The following is a 12,812-nucleotide window of genomic DNA, read 5'->3' as shown; positions in this document are numbered from 1 at the left end:
TCGCCCAGCACCACCGGGTCCGGCAGCGGCAGGTGACCCACCGCTGCCCGGGAGCGTCGGGCGGCGGCGTAAGCTGGCTCGTCGTGAGTCTCACCATCGGCATCGTCGGCCTGCCCAACGTCGGCAAGAGCACGCTGTTCAACGCGCTGACCAAGAACGATGTGCTCGCGGCGAACTACCCGTTCGCCACGATCGAGCCCAACGTGGGTGTGGTCGGGCTGCCGGACGAGCGGCTGCACAAGCTCGCCGAGATCTTCGGCTCGCAGAAGGTGATCCCCGCGCCGGTGTCGTTCGTCGACATCGCCGGGCTGGTCCGCGGTGCCTCGAAGGGGCAGGGGCGCGGTAACGCCTTCCTGGCGAACATCCGCGACGCCTCGGCCATCTGCCAGGTGGTACGCGCCTTCTCCGACCCGAACGTGGTGCACGTCGACGGCAAGGTCTCCCCGGCCGACGACATCGAGACGATCAACACCGAGCTGATCCTGGCCGACCTCCAGACCTTGGAGAAGGCGCTGCCCCGGCTGGAGAAGGAAGCCAAGCTCCGCAAGGACCGGGCCGCCGCGGTCGCCGCAGCCAAGCAGGCCGTCGAGGTCCTCGACGGCGGCACCACCCTGTACGCGGGCGCGACGGCGGCCGGCATCGAGCTGGAACACCTGCGTGAGCTGCACCTGCTCACCACCAAGCCGTTCCTGTACGTCTTCAACGTCGACGAGGCCGAGCTCAACAACGCCGAGTTCCTCGACGAACTGCGGGCGCTGGTCGCCCCGGCCGATGCGGTCTTCATGGACGCCAAGATCGAATCCGAGCTGGTGGACCTGCCCGAGGAGGAGGCCCGCGAGCTGCTGGAGTCGATCGGCCAGTCCGAGCCGGGCCTGAACCAGCTGGTCCGGGTCGGCTTCCGCACGCTCGGCCTCCAGACGTACCTCACCGCCGGGCCGAAGGAAGCGCGCGCCTGGACCGTCCCGATCGGCGCGACCGCGCCGGAGGCTGCGGGAGTCATCCACTCCGACTTCCAGCGCGGCTTCATCAAGGCCGAGGTCGTCTCCTACCACGACCTGGTCGAGGCCGGTTCGATGGCGGCGGCCAAGGCGGCGGGCAAGGTCCGCATCGAAGGCAAGGAGTACGTCATGCAGGACGGCGACGTCGTGGAATTCCGCTTCAACGTCTGACCGGGGTCGCCGCCGCTCAGCCGGCGCGCAGCGCGTCGTCCACGCCGGTCTCGCGGCTGCCCAGGTGCACCGGGTCACGGCCGGAGAGCACGTCCAGCGCGGCCTTGACGCTGGCGCCGTACTCACGGGTGGAACTGATTCGCCAGGTGCGGGCGTACTCCCGGGCGGTTTCGTCGCCGACACCGATGGCGTCCACGCCGAGGTGGCGGCAGACCGTGACGGCGCGGGCCAGGTGGAACTGCTGCGTCACCACCGTGGCCCGCTCCACCCCGAAGATCCGCTTGGCACGGGCGCAGGAGTCGTACGTGTCGAAGCCGGCGTAGTCCAGGACCACCTTGTCGGCCGGTACGCCGTGCTCGACCAGCCACCGCTGCATCGCCTCGGGCTCGTTGTAGTCGGCGTTCATGTTGTCGCCGGAGACCAGGATCGCCTGGACCTTGCCGGTGGCGTACAACTCGCGGGCGATCTCCAGGCGGGCGGTGAGGAACGGCGCCGGGGTGCCGTCCGGCTGGACCCGGGTGCCCAGCACCAGGGCGACCGGGGTGTCGGGGACGGTCTGCGCGGTGTGCATCCGCCCTTCGGCGCCGGACCGGATCCAGCTCACACTGGCCCAGCTCGCGACGACCAGCAGCAACGCACCGACCGCACCCGCGAGCACCGCCCGGCGCAGCCAGCGACCGCGGCCGTTCTCCCGGATCCGACGCAGCCAGGCCAGCACAACGGTACGGATCGCCATGTCGATCATTATCCCAGCCGGTGTCATGCGGGGCGGTACGCCGACGTGACCGCTGGTATTTTGGTCGCAGCGTCGCGTGTCGGTGGCAGACCGTGTCAGGCATGGAGGCGCCGGACTGAAGGATGTCGATGATGCTTATCGTCGGGCCTTCGTCTCTCACCTGTGGGTGAGGGCGAGAAGACCAGGCTGGTGGCCTGGAGCAACGAGCTGCGCCGGGTGCACGACCGGCTGCGTGAGGCACTGACCCTGACCCGTGATGCCGTGGCCGATGGCGTACCGGCCGAGTCGGCGACCCGCGATCTGCTGCTGTTCTGTCACGGGTTCTGCGCTGCCCTCGCCGCCCACCACGAGGGCGAGGACCGCGACCTGTTCCCCGCGATCGCCGAGCAGCACCCCGAGTTGCGGGACACGCTGTACTACCTGCGGCAGGACCACTCGATGATCGCGCACCTGCTGACCGGGCTCCAGACCGCCGTGGCGCGGGCCGCCCCGCCCGCCGAGCTGGACCGCCACCTCGAAGGGCTGGCGGCCATCATGGAGTCCCACTTCCGGTACGAGGAACGCCAGCTGCTCACCGTGCTGGACACCCTGGCCCTGACCGCCGACCCGGAGACCGTACTGGGGCCGCTGTGACCGCCCGACGCGACACTGCAGTGCCCGGGTGTCGCGTCGCGGTTATCCGGATCGTCGAGGCCGACGGGCCTGCAGGGCGACGGGCCGCGCGAAACGCGCGAAGGCCCGTCGCCCCACCTCGGTCAGCCGAGCCGGTAGACGGAGATGTGCGAGGTGCTGTCCGGGCCGAACGGCGTACGGTCCCAGTCGGCGTACCGCTCGGCGAGGTGGAATCCGGCCCGCCCCGCCATCTCGTCGATCTGCTCAGGCCACATGTACCGCATGGCGAACGGGTGCAGGTGCACCCCGGCATTGTTGAAGGTGACGGTCTGCCGGAGGAACGTCTGCGCCGCCCGGTCGTAGCGGTGCAGCCGGATGCGCACCGAATCCTCGGTGATCGAGTAGGGCTGCACCTGTTCGTCCCGGTCGAAATCCGCCGCGTTGGGCACGTACGTCTCGACGACGAACGCGCCACCGGGTGCCAGCACCCGGGCGACATTACGGAAGCAGTCCGCCTGCCGTTGCTCGCGTACCAGGTTGAACAGGGTGTTGAAAATCAGGTACGCCATGGCGTACGGACCATTCACCGGTACGTCCGCCATGTCGCCGATGGCCACCGGCAGGTCCGCGCCGCCGGGCTTGGCGCGCAGCTTCGCGACCATCTCCGGCGACGCTTCCACCCCCTCGACGGTGACGCCGCGCGCGGCCAGCGGCAGGGCGACCCGCCCCGTGCCGATGGCCAATTCCAACACCCGGCCGCCGCCGGACTTCTCGGCGAGGAACTCCACCGCCAGCGCCGGGTCGGGCAGCCCACTCGGCAGATCGTAGGTGTCGGCCCAGAGCCGACCGAAATGTCCTGGATCATCGAAGACCGACATCAGCGGCCTCCGTCGGTACTACCAGCGCCGCACCGCGCCTTGATCACTTTTTCCCGCGTACGCACAAAGCCTCGTTTCGATGGAGTCGACGGTGATTGCTCGCTGCACGTGCGTCGCGTGCCTCATGTCGTGCTCCTCTTCGCTCGGCGACCACCCCAGCCAAGCGCCATCCCTACGATGCGGCAACGTCTTTTCATAGTGACCACGGCGAGGCCGCTGGTCTGGACACCGTCGGCAACCCCTGACGCTGGCCGCCGGGCCGGCTCGTTGCCTCCCACGGCGACAGGGCGAACTCGCCCCGCTGCCCGGTCAGGCGGGCAGGGCCGCGGGGATCATGATCACGCTCGATCTGGAAAAGAGTGGTCTCGCTCCCGCGTTCAGGCCACTCGATCCTGGATCGAGCGTGGAAGCTCGGCAATCTGGCGCCCTGCGGCGGTTCGCCCCGGTGCTGCGGGCCGGGGAGATACCGGGCCTGGACATGCCCGCGGCGGGACGAGTGGGGGCGGGCCCGCTCAGCTGATGTAGTGCAGGATCACGTTGTGCACGTGGTGGCTCTTCTGGTCGCCCCGGAACTCCACCTCGTAGGTGTGCGTGCCGACGTGGATGGCGATCGCGCCGGTGGAGAAGAACGAACCACCCCAGGACTTGTTGCTGACCACGCTCACGCTGGTGATCTTCGAGTACGGGATGCTGGTGATCGCGTACCGCTTGCCGATGAACGAGCGGTCCTGGATGATCACGCGCCGGTCGGTCAGCCCGATGAACCCGGTGCCGGTGCCGACGGCGTCGTAGACAGCGATGATCTGTTCACCGTCGAGCAGGCCGCTCTGTATCTGCTGGAACTGCTCTTTACGGTCGTACGTGGGGTTCGCCATGCGCCTCACGGTAGGCGGCCGACGCCAGTCAGCCCGTACCCCCGGCTCCTGGCCGCCCGCGGGCCGGTCAGGTCGGTCGACCCCCATCAGGCTCGGCGACCGCCCGGTACGCATCCTCGATGCGGGCCGCCAACAGGACCTCGCCCTCGCTGAGCGGACTGTTGCTGTGCCCGACCCGGATCTGCGTGTGGTCGGCGCGCCGGCTGATCTCCGGCCGGAGATGAAGCGCGTCGGCGACCACCTTGACTCGCTCGGTCAATGCGGCATGCTGAGTGTCGTCGATGACCAAGGTGCGCCGGATCTGTTCGCCTTCCCGCGTCCACCCGTTCAGGAGGGTGAGCGCGTCGCTGAGGTAGTCGTGCTTCGCGCGACCGCCGAACAGCGCACGCATTACCGCACCTCCCAGGCTTCGTTGCCGGCTTGTGGCCAAATCGTCGCCGCCCCGTGTCTTGTCGGTGCCCTCTAGTCTTACGTCGCACGGATGGTGTGTCCACGCCCACACTTCTGGGTATTCCTGGCCTGACGGACGACCACGCTACCCAAACCGCCGATTGATCTGGCACGCTGGACGCCCGTGTGGACCGAACGGGCTAACGGCACCGGACAGGCCGCCCAACGAGACCCAAAGGTGATCGTCGGAGCGGCGATCATCGAGGATGGCCGGGTGTTGGCCTGTGCGCGCTCCGCGCCACCGGAGGTGGCGGGCATGTGGGAGTTCCCCGGCGGCAAGGTGGAACCGGGGGAGAGCGAGACGGCGGCCCTGGCCCGCGAGTGCGTCGAGGAACTGGGCGTACGCGTCGAGGTCGGCGAGCGGGTCGGCCGCAACGTACGGATGGCGCACGGCCGCAGTGTCCTCAAGGTGTACGCCGCCCGCCTGCTCCACGGCGACCGCCCACGCGCCCTGGAACACTCCGAAATCCGCTGGCTCTCCGCCACCGAACTCGACACCGTGACCTGGCTCCCCGCCGACACCCCCATAGTCGCCGCCCTCCGCCCCCTCCTCACCTCTAACCCCTAACCCGCCCACACCCCGCGCCCTCGCGCGCCCCGCCCCCGCGCGCCCCTACCCCTCGGTGCGTCGATCTTGCACTTTCGGTCGCCGAATCGCGCTTTATGTCCCCTATGTGGCGACCAAAAGTGCAAGATCGCGGGCGCGGGGGCGCGGGGGCGCGGGGGCGCGGGGGCGCGGGGGCGCGGGGGCGCGGGCGCGGGGGCGCGGGGGCGCGGGGGCGCGGGCGCGGGGGCGGGGCGGGGCTCCGTGCGAGGGGCGCGTGGTGTGGGCTTGGGGACGGGAAAGGGGACCGGGGCGGGTGCCTCGGTCCCCTTTGGGGTGTTGCGGGTTGTCCGAACTAGTGCTTTTCGTCCTGTTCGGGGTGGGCGAAGTTGAGGTGCTCGGGCGGGAGCGGGAAGGTGACGTCGTCGCCGAAGGGGCTCGGGGCGGCGGCGCGGTCGGAGGTGAGCTCCGTCAGGGGGAGCTTTCCGTTGGCACCGACTGCGGGAGCGGTCGGCCTGGGCACCTCACGGTGCCAGTTGACGCCCTGCTGCGCCTGCACTTCGGCGGCGGGGTCGTGCGAGCCGCCCGCGTGCGAGTGCACCCCCTGGCCGCCGGCGCTGGAGCGCACCGCGCCCGGGGAGTGTTCGCTGGTCACGATGGTCTGAGGCACTTGACCCCTCCGGAAGATCTTGCTGCCGAGCCACACAAGGGGATCGTACCTGCGGTCGACGACCCGCTCCTTCATCGGGATGATCCCATTGTCAGTGATCTTGATGTGCTCGGGACAGACCTCGGTACAGCACTTGGTGATGTTGCAGAAGCCCAGGCCCTGTTCCGACTGCGCGTACTCCTTGCGGTCGGTCCGGTCGTCCAGGGGGTGCATGTCCAGTTCGGCGGCCCGGATGAAGTATCGCGGCCCGGAGAACGCCGGCTTGTTGTCGTCGTGGTCACGGATCACGTGGCAGACGGTCTGGCACAGGAAGCACTCGATGCACTTGCGGAACTCCTGCGAGCGCTCCACGTCGACCTGCTGCATCCGGTAGTCACCGGGGGCCAGGTCGGCCGGGGGAGCGAAGGCGGGGGTCTCCCGGGCCTTCTCGTAGTTGAACGACACGTCGGTGACCAGGTCCCGGATCACCGGGAAGGTGCGCAGCGGGGTGACCGTGACCGTCTCGTTCTCCTCGAACGTCGACATCCGGGTCATGCAGCCGAGCTTGGGCATCCCGTTGATCTCCATGGAGCAGGAGCCACACTTGCCCGCCTTGCAGTTCCACCGGCAGGCGAGGTCCGGCGCGTCGGTGGCCTGCAGCCGGTGGATCACGTCGAGGACCACCTCGCCCTCGTTCACCTCGACGGCGTAGTCCTGCAGCTCACCACCGTCGGCGTCGCCTCGCCAGATCCGGAACTGACGCTTCGTACCCATCTTCAGCTCTCCTTCCCGGCGGCGTCGGTATCCTCGGCCTCGGCGGCGGCGAGGGCATCGAACTCGGCGAGTTCTTCGTCGGTGAGGTACTTGGCCAGCTCCGCGCGGTCGAACAGGGCGATCAACTCGGCGCGCATCTTCGGCAGCGGCTTGCGGTCCAGCCGGACGGTGTCGCCCTCCAGCGAGCAGACCAGGTTGACCCGCCGCCACTGCGGATCCATGGTGGGGTGGTCCTCGCGGGTGTGACCGCCACGCGACTCACGGCGCTCCAGCGCCGCCTTGGCGGTGCACTCGGAGACGACAAGCATGTTGCGCAGGTCCAGCGCGAGGTGCCAGCCCGGGTTGTAGCGCCGGCCGCCGGCCGCGCTGACCTTCGCCACCCGCTCGCGCAGCTCCGCCAGGCGGACCAGCGCGTCCTCCAGTTCGGCCTCCCGCCGGATGATGCCGACCAGGTCGCCCATCACCGCCTGGAGATCCTGCTGGAGGGTGTACGGGTTCTCGCCGGTGTCGCGCTGCAACGGAGCCAGGGCGGTCTCCACCGCCGTCTCCACGGCGGTCACCTCCACCCGGGGGCGACCGGTGAGCTGGTCGACGTAGTTGGCCGCGTGGCCGCCGGCCCGCTTGCCGAAGACCAGCAGGTCGGACAGGGAGTTGCCGCCGAGGCGGTTGGAGCCGTGCATGCCGCCGGAAACCTCACCGGCGGCGAACAGACCACGCACCGAGCCGTACGCGGCACCGGTGTCCGGGTCGACCTCGACGCCACCCATCACGTAGTGGCAGGTGGGGCCGACCTCCATCGGCTCCTTGGTGATGTCGACGTCGGCCAGTCCCTTGAACTGGTGGTGCATCGACGGCAGGCGGCGACGGATCTCCTCGGCCGGCAACCGGGACGCGATGTCCAGGTAGACACCGCCGGCCGGCGTACCCCGGCCTGCCTTGACCTCGCTGTTGATCGCGCGGGCGACCTCGTCGCGGGGCAGCAGCTCCGGCGGGCGTCGGTTGTTGTCCGGGTCGGTGTACCAGCGGTCCGCCTCCTCCTCGGTCTCCGCGTACTGCTTGCGGAAGACGTCGGGGACGTAGTCGAACATGAACCGCTTGCCCTCGGAGTTCTTCAGGATCCCGCCGTCACCACGGACCGACTCGGTGACCAGGATGCCCTTGACCGACGGCGGCCAGACCATGCCGGTGGGGTGGAACTGGAGGAACTCCATGTTGATCAGAGTCGCCCCGGCGCGCAGCGCCAACGCGTGACCGTCTCCGGTGTACTCCCACGAGTTCGAGGTGACCTTGTAGGAGCGGCCGACGCCACCGGTCGCGAGCACCACGGCCGGCGCCTCGAAGAGGACGAACTCGCCGGACTCGCGGTAGTAGCCGAAGGCACCGGCGACCCGGTCACCGTCGAGCAGCAGCTCGGTGATGGTGGTCTCGGAGAAGACCCGGATCCGGGCGTCGTACGACCCGAACTCCTGCTTGTCCTCCTGCTGCAGCGAGACGATCTTCTGCTGGAGGGTACGGATCAGCTCCAGGCCGGTCCGGTCGCCGACGTGGGCCAGTCGTGGGTACTCGTGGCCGCCGAAGTTGCGCTGCGAGATCTTGCCGTCCTTCGTACGGTCGAACAGCGCGCCGTACGTCTCCAGCTCCCAGATCCGCTGCGGCGCCTCCTTGGCGTGCAGCTCGGCCATCCGGAAGTTGTTGAGGAACTTGCCGCCGCGCATGGTGTCGCGGAAGTGCACCTGCCAGTTGTCCCGGCTGTTCACGTTCCCCATGGCCGCGGCGGCGCCACCCTCGGCCATCACCGTGTGCGCCTTGCCGAACAGCGACTTGGAGATGATGGCGGTCTTCTTGCCGGCCAGCCGCGCCTCGATCGCCGCGCGCAGGCCGGCGCCGCCGGCGCCGATGACGACGACGTCGTAGTGGTGTCGTTCGATGCGAGTGGTAGTGCTAGTCATGTCAGCGGGGCCCTTAGTTGATGAACCGCAGGTCGGAGATCCACCCGGCGGCGACCGACATGACGTAGAAGTCGGTGAGCGCCAACGTGCCGAGGGTGATCCAGGCGAGCTGCATGTGCCGGACGTTCAGCCAGGAGACGTAGCCCCAGGCGCGGTACCGGACCGGATGCTTGGAGAAGTGCTTCAGCCGGCCACCGATGATGTGCCGGCAGGAGTGGCAGGAGATCGTGTACGCCCACAGCATGACCACGTTGCCGAGCAGGATCAGGTTGCCCAGGCCGAAGCCGAAGCCCTCGGGGCTGCGGAAGGCGGCGATGGCGTCCCAGGTGTTGATCAGCGAGATGATCGCGGCGAAGTAGAAGAAGTACCGGTGCGAGTTCTGCACGATCAGCGGGAACCGGGTCTCACCGCTGTACGAGGCGTGACCGTCCGGCACCGCGCAGGCCGGCGGCGAGAGCCAGAACGACCGGTAGTACGCCTTGCGGTAGTAGTAGCAGGTCAGCCGGAACAGCAGCAGGAACGGCAGGGTGAACGCGGCATCCGGGATGATCCACCAGCCGGGCAGGTACTGCCCGAAGTGGGAGGCCTCCGGAATGCACCGGTCGGTCACGCACGGCGAGTAGAACGGGGTCAGGTAGTGGTATTGCTCGACCCAGTACCACTTGTGCATGAAGACCCGGACCGTCGCATACGCAATCCACGCGCTGAGCCCGATGACCGTGATCAGCGGGGCGATCCACCAACGGTCCGTACGCAACGTCTTCGCCGCGATGGCGGCGCGTGCGCGCGCTCCCCGCGGTTTCGTTGCCGATGATGTCATTCGTGTCTCCCTGACGGGGCCCTCTCACGGGCGGCGGAACACTTCCCGGTCGGCACGCGGGGCCGGCATGCCGGCACCGCATGTCACGTCATGCGCACACCAACGACCGCGCCGGGCGTACCGGAGCAGCTAAGTGACACACGTTACGCCGATCTAGGCGGGCCGTCCGCGCAAGGCAGTGTCCCGTGTGTCCCGCTCTTTGGAAAGCCTCCTGCCATGATCAATATGCGAGCGTCCGAAAAAGATCGACCAGCGGTCGACGGCTGGTCAACCGGACGCCCCGCCGGTGAAGTTCCAGGAGGCCAGCGCCAGCGACGGCGCTTCCCACCGGGCACCGTCCCAGCGGTTCGGCTGGCGGGCCGTACGCCGACCCACCTCCACCACCGCACCCGGCCCGAGCGCCCGCGGGTACGACTCGGTGAACCGCAGGTCGCGGACCGCGCGGGTGACCTGGCCATCCTCGACCAACCACACCCCGTTTCGGGTCAGGCCGGTGATCACCAGACTCTTCGGGTCGAGCACCCGGGTGTACCACAGGTCGCTGACCAGCAGGCCGCGTGGCATCCGGGAAACCAGGGCGGCGGTGTCCGCATCGGCCACCGCCCCGGCCAACGACCCCACCGCCCCACCACCTGCCGCAGTGCCGGTTGCCGCGCCGGAGGTCACCGGAGCAGTGCCGGCCGGACCCGATGTGGTCGTCGCCCCGGCCGCGACGAGGCGCAGGTTGCGCGGGATCGGGCCGACGGTGCTGGCGCCCTCCCAGGCATGCCCGGTGGACCCGCCGCCCACCGCGGCGGCGCTGCGCCGATCGTGCACCACGGTGCGGGTGAGCCCCGCGTCCACCAGGGGCAGCGCGCCCGTCGGCGTGCCCTCCAGGTCGAACGGCAGCCCGGCGGCGTCGAACGGATCGTCGACCAGGGTCACCGCCGGATCGAACTGGGCCACCCCGGGCTCGGCGAAGGACTGCCCTTCGGCGTACCGCTTGCCGTTGAAGCCGTACCAGGCGAGATTTTCCAGCAGGTCGGCCACGGCGGCCGGTTCCAGCACCACCGGGTAACGCCCCGGCGGCAACTCCACCGGGTCGGTGGCGGCCCGGGCCTTCGCGGCGGCCCGACGCCCCAACGCGGCGGCGTCGAGGTCGGCCAGCCGCTCCGCACAGTCGCGGGCCGTGCCGTCGACGCCGCCGGCCCGGGCGATTCCGTCCATCGCCGCCTCCGCCGTGTGACCCTGCACCGCCTGGCCCGCCGAGTTCGCGAACGCCACCGAGCGGAACGCGGTCCGGCAGTAGCCGGCGGTCTCCAGGCCCTCCGTCGCGTCGACGAAGGCCCGGACCAGCGCCGCCCGGTCGTGCGGCCCGGCCTGAGCGGTGGCCGCGTCCCACCGCGACGAGGCCACCGGCGCCGGCGGGGCGAGCCCCGGCCAGGCCGGATCCCGAGGCGCGAACCGCACCGCCGCGAGCACCCGTTCCACCAGCCCACGCAGGCCGTCGGGGTCGACAGTGGTGCTGCTGGCGGCGACGGTACGACCGTCCAGGTGGATGCGCAGCCGGACCTCCACGGCGGACTCGGCGACGTTCTGGTGGATCGCGGAGTTGGCGAACCGGGTCAGGGCCAGCTCCGCCCGGCTCACCGTCGCCTCCACCTGCGCACTCGCGCCGCCCAGCCTCCTCACCAACTCCACCACCTGCCCGGCAAGCGCCATTTCACTCCTCGCGCTCACGGTGCCACCCTTCGTTCGCGACTGCGGGGCTCGCAGGAACGGCTCACTCCTCGCGCTCACGCTTTGACTCCCACTCGGACGTTGCGGAAGCGGGCCGGGGCGGCCGGGTGGCCGGTGTGCCCGATCTGGCCGGGTTGGCCCTTGCCGCAGTTGGGCGTGCCCCACGGGACGATCTCGGAGGAGAGCATGTCCATCGAGCGCCAGAACCGTGGCCCGATGCCGGTGTACGTCGGGTTGCGCAGCATCCGCCCGCGCCGGCCGTTGCGGATCTCCCACCCGATCTCGCAACCGAACTGGAAGTTCAGCCGCTTGTCGTCGATGGACCAGGACCGGTTGATGTCCATCAGCACCCCCTCGTCCGTGGCGGCGATGATCTCGTCCAGCGTGTGCGGGCCCGGTTCCAGGCCGACGTTCGTCATCCGCACCATCGGCAGCCGCGCCCAGCCGTCGGCGCGTACGCTGCCGCCGTAGTCCAGGCCCGCGACGGCGGCTGAGTCCCGCCCGGCCAGCACGCCCACCCACCGCCCGGCGCGCACCGCGTCACGTCTGACCGCCGGTGAGCCCTCGTCGTCGTAGCCGAAGCTGCCCAGCGCGCCCGGGATGGTCGGGTCGATGGTGATGTTCATCAGCTCCGAGCCGTACTGCAGCGAGCCGAGCTGGGTGAGATCCAGCCACGAGGTGCCGGCGAAGGCGGCCTCCCAGCCGAGGATGCGGTCCAGTTCGATGGCGTGCCCGACCGACTCGTGGATCTGCAACGCCAACTGCTCGCCGCCGAGAATCAGGTCGGTCTCGCCGGCCGGGCAGAGCGGCGCGGTCAGCAGCTCCCGGGACTCCTCGGCGATGCGCGCCGCATGGGCGGTCAGGTCGAGCGAGTCGACAAGCTCCCAGCCGGTGGTGCCGTACTGGCCCCGGTAGCTCGGCCAGGACCGGCGTTGTGTCTCGTCGTCGCCGATCGAGGTGGCCGAGATGCCGCCGCCGCATTCGCGGATGTGCTGGTCGATGCGGTGGCCCTCGCTGGAGACGAACCATTTTGTGGTGTCCCAGACCTGGTAGAGCCCTTCGGCGAGGTCGGCGCCGTGGTCGGCCATTGTGGTGGTGGCGGCCACCAGCAGGTCACCCTTGGTGGCCAGGGAGACGCCGAGTGGGTCCACCGTGCAGGGTGACGACCAGCTCGCGGTGGCCGGTGTGCCGGCGACGAGGTCGACTCTCGGGCCCGGCACCAGGCCACTCGCGGCGGCGGTCCGCGCGGCCCGGTGGCCGGCGTCGCGGGCGGCCCGATCGGACAGTTCCGGTACGGCGTGGAAGCCCCAGCTCGCACCGACCAGGGCGCGTACGCCCAGGCCGACGCTCTCGTCCTGGGTCAACGCCTCGATCTCGCCGTTGCGCGCCGACATCGACTCGTAGCGTCGGTGCATCACCCGGGCGTCGGCATACCGGGCACCCGCGTCGAGGGCGGCCTGTACCGCGGCGGATGCCGCGTCGAACTCGCTCATGATCCGACCCTAGGCGAGTCGCTGACGAACGTCAGCACAGTGGTGGGACGAGCGGGGCAGCGAAGGCGATCCGGTGCGTGCGATCCTGTTCGAGCAGCAAGGGGTACGTAGATTGGTTTCAGCTCTCACGTTTCTGCTGTAGTT

Annotated in this window: 12 protein-coding genes; 3 read left to right on the top strand and 9 right to left on the bottom strand. The window is 69.8% G+C overall.

From position 1 onward, the window contains the following. The first annotated feature begins 83 nt into the window (after nucleotides 1–83). Nucleotides 84–1,169, top strand: a complete 1,086-nt coding sequence (ychF, locus tag VAB18032_RS25460; RefSeq protein ID WP_013735808.1) for a redox-regulated ATPase YchF — start codon at nucleotides 84–86, stop codon at nucleotides 1,167–1,169. 16 nt (nucleotides 1,170–1,185) lie between these two features. Here the strand turns inward: ychF and VAB18032_RS25455 are convergent, their stop codons facing one another. Further along, nucleotides 1,186–1,914 (bottom strand): SanA/YdcF family protein, encoded by a 729-nt coding sequence (locus VAB18032_RS25455; protein ID WP_013735807.1) that lies wholly within the window; start codon nucleotides 1,912–1,914, stop codon nucleotides 1,186–1,188. A gap of 153 nt (nucleotides 1,915–2,067) precedes the next feature. Between VAB18032_RS25455 and VAB18032_RS25450 the strand changes: the two genes are divergently transcribed. Continuing rightward, nucleotides 2,068–2,538 carry a hemerythrin domain-containing protein gene (locus VAB18032_RS25450; RefSeq protein WP_013735806.1) on the top strand — a complete coding sequence of 157 codons (471 nt, stop codon included), beginning with the start codon at nucleotides 2,068–2,070 and terminating at the stop codon, nucleotides 2,536–2,538. A 122-nt stretch (nucleotides 2,539–2,660) separates the two neighbouring features. Here VAB18032_RS25450 and VAB18032_RS25445 read toward each other — a convergent pair whose 3' ends face one another. The 3 genes from VAB18032_RS25445 to VAB18032_RS25435 all read right to left on the bottom strand — a co-directional run bounded on the left by VAB18032_RS25445 (nucleotide 2,661) and on the right by VAB18032_RS25435 (nucleotide 4,661). Further along, a complete protein-coding gene (locus VAB18032_RS25445) occupies nucleotides 2,661–3,395 on the bottom strand; it encodes a class I SAM-dependent methyltransferase (RefSeq protein ID WP_013735805.1) in 735 nt (244 codons plus the stop codon). A 512-nt stretch (nucleotides 3,396–3,907) separates the two neighbouring features. Then, nucleotides 3,908–4,270 (bottom strand): PH domain-containing protein, encoded by a 363-nt coding sequence (locus VAB18032_RS25440; RefSeq protein ID WP_013735804.1) that lies wholly within the window; start codon nucleotides 4,268–4,270, stop codon nucleotides 3,908–3,910. 67 nt (nucleotides 4,271–4,337) lie between these two features. Beyond that, nucleotides 4,338–4,661, bottom strand: a complete 324-nt coding sequence (locus VAB18032_RS25435) for a 4a-hydroxytetrahydrobiopterin dehydratase (protein WP_013735803.1) — start codon at nucleotides 4,659–4,661, stop codon at nucleotides 4,338–4,340. 237 nt (nucleotides 4,662–4,898) lie between these two features. Between VAB18032_RS25435 and VAB18032_RS25430 the strand changes: the two genes are divergently transcribed. After that, nucleotides 4,899–5,288: a (deoxy)nucleoside triphosphate pyrophosphohydrolase gene (locus tag VAB18032_RS25430; protein WP_013735802.1), complete on the top strand. Its 390-nt coding sequence runs from the start codon at nucleotides 4,899–4,901 to the stop codon at nucleotides 5,286–5,288. 331 nt (nucleotides 5,289–5,619) lie between these two features. On the opposite strand, the gene VAB18032_RS25425 is transcribed toward VAB18032_RS25430, so the two are convergent. The 5 genes from VAB18032_RS25425 to VAB18032_RS25405 all read right to left on the bottom strand — a co-directional run bounded on the left by VAB18032_RS25425 (nucleotide 5,620) and on the right by VAB18032_RS25405 (nucleotide 12,668). Next, nucleotides 5,620–6,687, bottom strand: a complete 1,068-nt coding sequence (locus tag VAB18032_RS25425) for a succinate dehydrogenase/fumarate reductase iron-sulfur subunit (RefSeq protein WP_013735801.1) — start codon at nucleotides 6,685–6,687, stop codon at nucleotides 5,620–5,622. 2 nt (nucleotides 6,688–6,689) lie between these two features. After that, nucleotides 6,690–8,636: a fumarate reductase/succinate dehydrogenase flavoprotein subunit gene (locus VAB18032_RS25420; protein WP_013735800.1), complete on the bottom strand. Its 1,947-nt coding sequence runs from the start codon at nucleotides 8,634–8,636 to the stop codon at nucleotides 6,690–6,692. 13 nt (nucleotides 8,637–8,649) lie between these two features. Beyond that, the gene (locus VAB18032_RS25415) at nucleotides 8,650–9,456 is read right to left on the bottom strand and encodes a hypothetical protein (protein ID WP_043721891.1); all 807 of its coding nucleotides are present in this window, start codon (nucleotides 9,454–9,456) and stop codon (nucleotides 8,650–8,652) included. A 267-nt stretch (nucleotides 9,457–9,723) separates the two neighbouring features. Next, entirely contained in the window at nucleotides 9,724–11,157 is a 1,434-nt protein-coding gene (locus VAB18032_RS25410) for a TldD/PmbA family protein (RefSeq protein WP_013735798.1), read from the bottom strand. Between the two features lie 74 nt (nucleotides 11,158–11,231). Then, a complete protein-coding gene (locus VAB18032_RS25405) occupies nucleotides 11,232–12,668 on the bottom strand; it encodes a TldD/PmbA family protein (RefSeq protein WP_013735797.1) in 1,437 nt (478 codons plus the stop codon). Between the last annotated feature and the right edge of the window lie 144 nt (nucleotides 12,669–12,812).

The sequence above is a fragment of the Micromonospora maris AB-18-032 genome (assembly GCF_000204155.1).
Taxonomy (GTDB): domain Bacteria; phylum Actinomycetota; class Actinomycetes; order Mycobacteriales; family Micromonosporaceae; genus Micromonospora; species Micromonospora gifhornensis.
Note: the sequence above shows the minus strand (reverse complement) of the source record. Positions and strands in the feature narration are given on the sequence as shown.

Excerpts from the sequence above, each read along its gene's own strand:
- VAB18032_RS25455 (WP_013735807.1), bottom strand. The coding sequence starts at position 1,914 with ATGATCGACATGGCGATCCGTACCGTTGTGCTGGCCTGGCTGCGTCGG.
- VAB18032_RS25445 (WP_013735805.1), bottom strand. The coding sequence starts at position 3,395 with ATGTCGGTCTTCGATGATCCAGGACATTTCGGTCGGCTCTGGGCCGAC.
- VAB18032_RS25440 (WP_013735804.1), bottom strand. The coding sequence starts at position 4,270 with ATGGCGAACCCCACGTACGACCGTAAAGAGCAGTTCCAGCAGATACAG.
- VAB18032_RS25435 (WP_013735803.1), bottom strand. The coding sequence starts at position 4,661 with ATGCGTGCGCTGTTCGGCGGTCGCGCGAAGCACGACTACCTCAGCGAC.
- VAB18032_RS25425 (WP_013735801.1), bottom strand. The coding sequence starts at position 6,687 with ATGGGTACGAAGCGTCAGTTCCGGATCTGGCGAGGCGACGCCGACGGT.
- VAB18032_RS25420 (WP_013735800.1), bottom strand. The coding sequence starts at position 8,636 with ATGACTAGCACTACCACTCGCATCGAACGACACCACTACGACGTCGTC.
- VAB18032_RS25415 (WP_043721891.1), bottom strand. The coding sequence starts at position 9,456 with ATGACATCATCGGCAACGAAACCGCGGGGAGCGCGCGCACGCGCCGCC.
- VAB18032_RS25410 (WP_013735798.1), bottom strand. The coding sequence starts at position 11,157 with ATGGCGCTTGCCGGGCAGGTGGTGGAGTTGGTGAGGAGGCTGGGCGGC.
- VAB18032_RS25405 (WP_013735797.1), bottom strand. The coding sequence starts at position 12,668 with ATGAGCGAGTTCGACGCGGCATCCGCCGCGGTACAGGCCGCCCTCGAC.